The sequence below is a fragment of the Nitrososphaera sp. AFS genome (assembly GCF_009898475.1).
Lineage (GTDB): Archaea > Thermoproteota > Nitrososphaeria > Nitrososphaerales > Nitrososphaeraceae > Nitrosopolaris.
In genome coordinates, this window is sequence record NZ_QURE01000125.1 from 965 (window position 1) to 6019 (window position 5055).

Genomic DNA, 5055 nt, shown 5'->3' on the forward strand with positions numbered 1-5055 from the left:
TTCAGATCCGTGCGCGTGGCGAACATGATCCGCAAGTTCTTCATCGTTGCGAGCTGTTAAATTGCATATTTGACAGGTGGCCTGTTTTGGTACTAGAATATCTTTTTTGTTCCATGACATACAATTACTTTATGCCATATATTATTTACATGTATGGAGAGCTAAATGGAAAAATATCACAAATGACCCATAGCGGCGATAATTTATTGAAAATCAGACCATATTTGAAAGTTATAAAAACTGTTCTTGTGGTACTGTAAGGAACGAATTCCAAGCTTTTGCTGCGCTCGTATTAAATTCTGTCACAAACTCAGCGGTTCGATTAAGAGTTCTAAAGTTTCTGCGGTTGCATTAGTTGCGTTTACAGTCAGGTTGTTGTTGTACTGCTCTCACTAAGTTCTCGGTGACGTCATTGGATTGCTTTAGAAATTCATCTGCGTATGGTGGCGTTACTAAGGGGACGTTTACGTTACAGACTAATACCTTTTGAGCTGAAACTATATTCTGAATAGCATTCTTTACTGCAGCAATATAATCAAGATGTAGATTAGAGGCGGATTGTGGTTGAGCCTTAGTGAAGGCGCTTATTCCTCTAATGCGGTTTTGTCCTATCGTATCGTATACGTTAGTTGCTTCAGTCGAATTAGTTGTATCGGTTATGTCGTCTTTAGATTTATCGTCTATCATTTCACAAATTCAAGACAATGAGACAGCCCGCCTAATCAAATTGCCAATATGTACCAGTAGCTGAATGAAAACTCACAAATGGTTAAGAAGGTGTAATTAACATGGTTGACAAAATGAACCAATACGGTTGACACTTTTTATCTTGTTCTAGTGTATCAGTAGTAGGTGTTTTAGTCATCGTAAACTTCTCTACCGGTGTCATTAGTTAATTTCATTGTGTTCTCTTTCATAGCTCCCATTGAGCTGTGGACTAGTTATCATCCTCTGGTCATTGTAAGAGGCGAGCATGGTCTTTATGGTTTGATAGTAGATATTACTAAATAAGAATTAAATGCCAATATTATACCAACAAAAATAATTGAGATTATTGTTGTGATATTTCTGTTTACAAACTCGCCCATGATTGCTTTATTTCTGGTCATTAATACAAGAGGAATCATGGGTAATGGTATCATCAAGCTAAGTATGACTTGGCTATACACCAGTATGTTGAGAGGATCTAATCCAAGAGATATTGCTATCGTTGTAGGAATCACATTGATGAATCGTGTCACAATGCGCCTAAGCCAAATGTTAACTTTCGTACCTAACAAGCCTTCCATTATGGTTTGACCAGCCAGCGTACCGACTACCGAAGAGGAGATACCAGATGAAAGCAGAGTAATAACAAAGACAATTCCCGCGCCAGCCCCAAAAAGTGGAATAAAGGTTTTGTAAGCATCAGATATTGAAGCTACATTCGAGTAATGTGCATTAAATGCAGCAGCAGCTATTATCATTATTGCTGCGTTTACCATACCAGCAACAGTGAGTATAACAACGTTTTCTGTAAGATGTAGCTTCCGTAACACTCTCTTTTCTTCAATAGACTTGTCTTTGATCTTATTTTTTGTAAGCCACGAATGCACGAAAAGAGCATGTGGCATCACAGTGGCTCCAATAATTCCAACGGATAAAAGTAATGCATTTGAATTTGCAATCATGGGAACAACTGAATGATATAGTATTGCTGAAGGATCTGGCTTTGTGACAAACACTTCATACAAAAATCCAAAACTTATTATTGATACAAATAAGATAAACATCTGCTCAAGAACACGGAATTTGCGTGTCGTAAAAGCAAGTATCAATATAACATCCAAGGCTCCAAAGATGGCTGCATAAATCAGTGGGATTCCAAATAGAAGGTTAAGTGCGATAACAGTACCAAGATATTCAGCCAAATCTGTAGCAGCAGCCGCTGCTTCTGCAGCTAACCAATATGGTACTATGTATATTTTCTTTCTTAGCTTTTCACGTATTATTTCTGGTAAAGATTTACCTGTCGCTATTCCAATCTTGCCAGACAAATACTGAAGCATCATGGCCATTGCACTTGATAGCCAAACTACCCAAAGTAGACTATAATTTTGGGATGCTCCTCCTGCGATATCAGTGCCAAAATTACCCGGATCCATATAGGCCATGCTCACGATGAGAGCAGGCCCCGTGTAAAGAAATAGCTTAAGAAGAGATTGCTTCTTGGCTAAAAGATACCTTTGAGAGAGCATTATTGATATACACTATAATAAAGCCTAGACAGCTTATTAAAGTTAACCAAGACTAACATCATTAGACATATGAACATAGCCATAACAATCCAAGAAAGGGGACTTGAAGATAATTATAGAAAGGTAAATGAGCTAGTATTATGCACAGCATTGTTAGTTGAGGAAACTGAAGGTCAGACTGAACAAGAACAATGAGGACAACCATAAGCACCTCAAATTAATCCGTGATGCTCATAGTATAAAACCAAATGTAATAGCAGAACCGCAAACTCACAGAATGGAGGATTATTTGGAGGTCATTTATGAATTAACAAGGAAAAAAGGTTATGCCACACAGACCGACCTTTCTGAGTCTCTCAACGTGAGCTTACCGGGTGTGACTAAGATGCTTCAGCGACTAGATGAAAATAAATTTTTAAAATATGAGAAATATAGAGGGGTTAATCTAACAGAAAAAGGGATCGAGGTGGCAAAGAGTATTCATGAAAAGCATAGCCTGTTGTCTGAATTCTTCAAGATGATTGGTGTACATGATGATGTTGCAAATATCGACGCCGAAGGAATCGAGCATCATCTGCATTCACAAACATTGAAGAAGTTAAGAGAATTCATAGAGAATCAAAAGAAAGGCATTTAGTTCAGAAGCATTATCTACCAGATTCTTTAACATTTTTCCATCATGTACTTCTTCACTTGTTACTTCCAAAGATAGGATTCTTTTCTTCTTTATGTCAGCTGCTATGTGTGTTTTCAGATATCCTTTTCTAATATGCCATCAGATCTTTGCATTAAGAAAATCAGCGTATTTGAGTGGATTATGACCTGAAGATAAATCCACTGTTGTAGATTATCATGTTGTATAATAGGACAAGATCCTGAAGCCAGTGGTACCTCTAATAAGTCTTCTTATTCTCTCCAATCTACAATTTGGCAACCTACGTAGTCAAGAGATTATCATGGTTAGCCACAAAGGAAATAAGATAGGTCCAACTACATTTATAGGATGAATCATGAACATAATTCGAATGAATCTGGTCCTCACCTTAACCAAACGAAGGAACATAATAAATCTGATTTGTCGCTAATCGAATCAGCGGACTGGATCAAGACTATCGGAAAAACCTTGAGAAGTAAAGATGGGTTGGATATGGGTAAGATAGTAAAGGATAATGATGGTAAGGTAGACTATCAAACATCATACTCAATTATGATCGAGTATGGCGATCATGAAAGATTTAGTATCCCAAAACATACCGTATACAAATTTGATCAGACGAACGCATACGCATCATTAACAGAGAATGAAATACTAGCAATAAAAGACAATGATCCGTTCTTAAGTTCCTATAGGTCATATGTACGTGATTAATCTTAACCATTATTGACTGACAGCACAAGAATCTCAGGCCTATACGAGGAACTGTGATTTGCACCTAACCTTTAGTAACATAGTACCAACTATTTCAGATTCTGTGAGCGACTATAGCAAGTGGATGAGCGAACTTTTAGAATTATACGACAGGTTAATGTTTGCTACATTTAATTTCTATAAGATAAATTCAAAGTTATTTTTCAATTTGAGTCGAAGAACTAATGAATAACAAACAAACAAACAAACAAAAACAAACAAACAAACAACGTTTAGTTAAGTGTGTATGAATGGTCAATCCTAAAGATAATACTGATCCACTCTGATTGGTCTGATTTGATCGAGAATATACACTCAACAAGTCTGTATATTCTATAGGCAGAGGAAAGGGGTTTACTTAAGATCTGCATCTAAGAGTGATTATCTGCTCTCAAGCATGTCTATTCGTTCTTCCAGCTTTGATATGTAATGAACTATCGTTTCAAAATCAGTGAGATGTCTTCTGATATGTTCATATTTGTCACCCTCGTAGTTTTGATAGCAAATCATACATGTTTTTGCCATAGTTTATAGATTTGACCTCACATAATTTAAAGTTGAATCTATAAATTATGTCATTTATGTCATCATGCACCGACAGATGCTGAACCTGATACAGACTGATGCTGAACTTCATTTGAAGAAAACATGATTGGTCTAGTCGTTAGTCTATATTAACATAAAACAAGGAATTGATATATATTTTTTTAACTAGTTATCAACAGTTGGTAGAATTACGAAGGTCTTTTCAGACTCTCTTGTGGCTTTTAAGGCGAAATGAATCTGATATAATTAATTGCTATAATTTTATAACTCCTTATGTCATGCGAGTAATTGGAAGTAGCATGCTAAATTTTGGCTACTGGAATAGCAAAATCACTAATCTTGTTGAGGCACAACATGAACTGTGTATGTTAGTCGGTAAATTTGCGGAAATGGATTCTGCAAAAAGCGTTCTAGATATTGGAAGCGGATTCTCAGAACCCGCAATACATTGGAAATCAGTTTACAGCAACTTGGATATCACGTGTCTAGATATTAATTTACTTCAGTTAAAAAATACTACAGGCTTAGTTAGAATAGACCGAGACAGTAGCAACGCCTTGGACTTAACACACCAAGCACTATCATTTTATAATCATGATGTTGCTACTGATATTTCTCTACTAAATGGAACGGCCAAGGTATTGCCCTTTAAAGATGAATGTATGGACAGGGTAATTGCTTTAGAATCCGCACAACACTTCAAGTCATTAGTACAGTTTATTGACGAATCTAGAAGAATTCTTAGACCTGATGGCCTTTTTGTCATTGCAATACCAGTCACAACGATGACCAAGACATCAATATCTAAGATTCGCGACTTGCTAAGACTAGGAATCCTCTCATGGACATGGAGATCAGAACATT

5 protein-coding genes are annotated in these 5055 nt (G+C 36.6%); 3 read left to right on the plus strand and 2 right to left on the minus strand.

Going from position 1 to position 5055, the window contains the following annotated elements; genetic code table 11:
* Nucleotides 1–351 precede the first annotated feature (351 nt).
* Both DYY65_RS10915 and DYY65_RS10920 read right to left on the minus strand, forming a co-directional pair.
* Nucleotides 352–687 (minus strand): hypothetical protein, encoded by a 336-nt coding sequence (locus DYY65_RS10915; RefSeq protein WP_162477991.1) that lies wholly within the window; start codon nt 685–687, stop codon nt 352–354.
* A gap of 293 nt (nt 688–980) precedes the next feature.
* Nucleotides 981–2237 carry an Nramp family divalent metal transporter gene (locus DYY65_RS10920; RefSeq protein ID WP_162477992.1) on the minus strand — a complete coding sequence of 419 codons (1257 nt, stop codon included), beginning with the start codon at nt 2235–2237 and terminating at the stop codon, nt 981–983.
* Nucleotides 2238–2394: 157 nt separating this feature from the next.
* Between DYY65_RS10920 and DYY65_RS10925 the strand changes: the two genes are divergently transcribed.
* The 3 genes from DYY65_RS10925 to DYY65_RS10935 form a co-directional block, all read left to right on the plus strand.
* Nucleotides 2395–2874 (plus strand): metal-dependent transcriptional regulator, encoded by a 480-nt coding sequence (locus DYY65_RS10925; protein WP_236561805.1) that lies wholly within the window; start codon nt 2395–2397, stop codon nt 2872–2874.
* Between the two features lie 366 nt (nt 2875–3240).
* Nucleotides 3241–3606, plus strand: coding sequence for a hypothetical protein (locus DYY65_RS10930; protein WP_162477993.1), 366 nt, complete (start codon nt 3241–3243; stop codon nt 3604–3606).
* Nucleotides 3607–4490: 884 nt separating this feature from the next.
* The coding region (locus tag DYY65_RS10935; protein ID WP_162477994.1) for a class I SAM-dependent methyltransferase at nt 4491–5055 on the plus strand (565 nt) is incomplete at its 3' end.

What these genes read in the sequence shown, in the direction of transcription:
- DYY65_RS10915 (WP_162477991.1), bottom strand. Translation starts at nt 687, where the DNA reads ATGATAGACGATAAATCTAAAGACGACATAACCGATACAACTAATTCG.
- DYY65_RS10920 (WP_162477992.1), bottom strand. Translation starts at nt 2,237, where the DNA reads ATGCTCTCTCAAAGGTATCTTTTAGCCAAGAAGCAATCTCTTCTTAAG.
- DYY65_RS10930 (WP_162477993.1), top strand. Translation starts at nt 3,241, where the DNA reads ATGAATCATGAACATAATTCGAATGAATCTGGTCCTCACCTTAACCAA.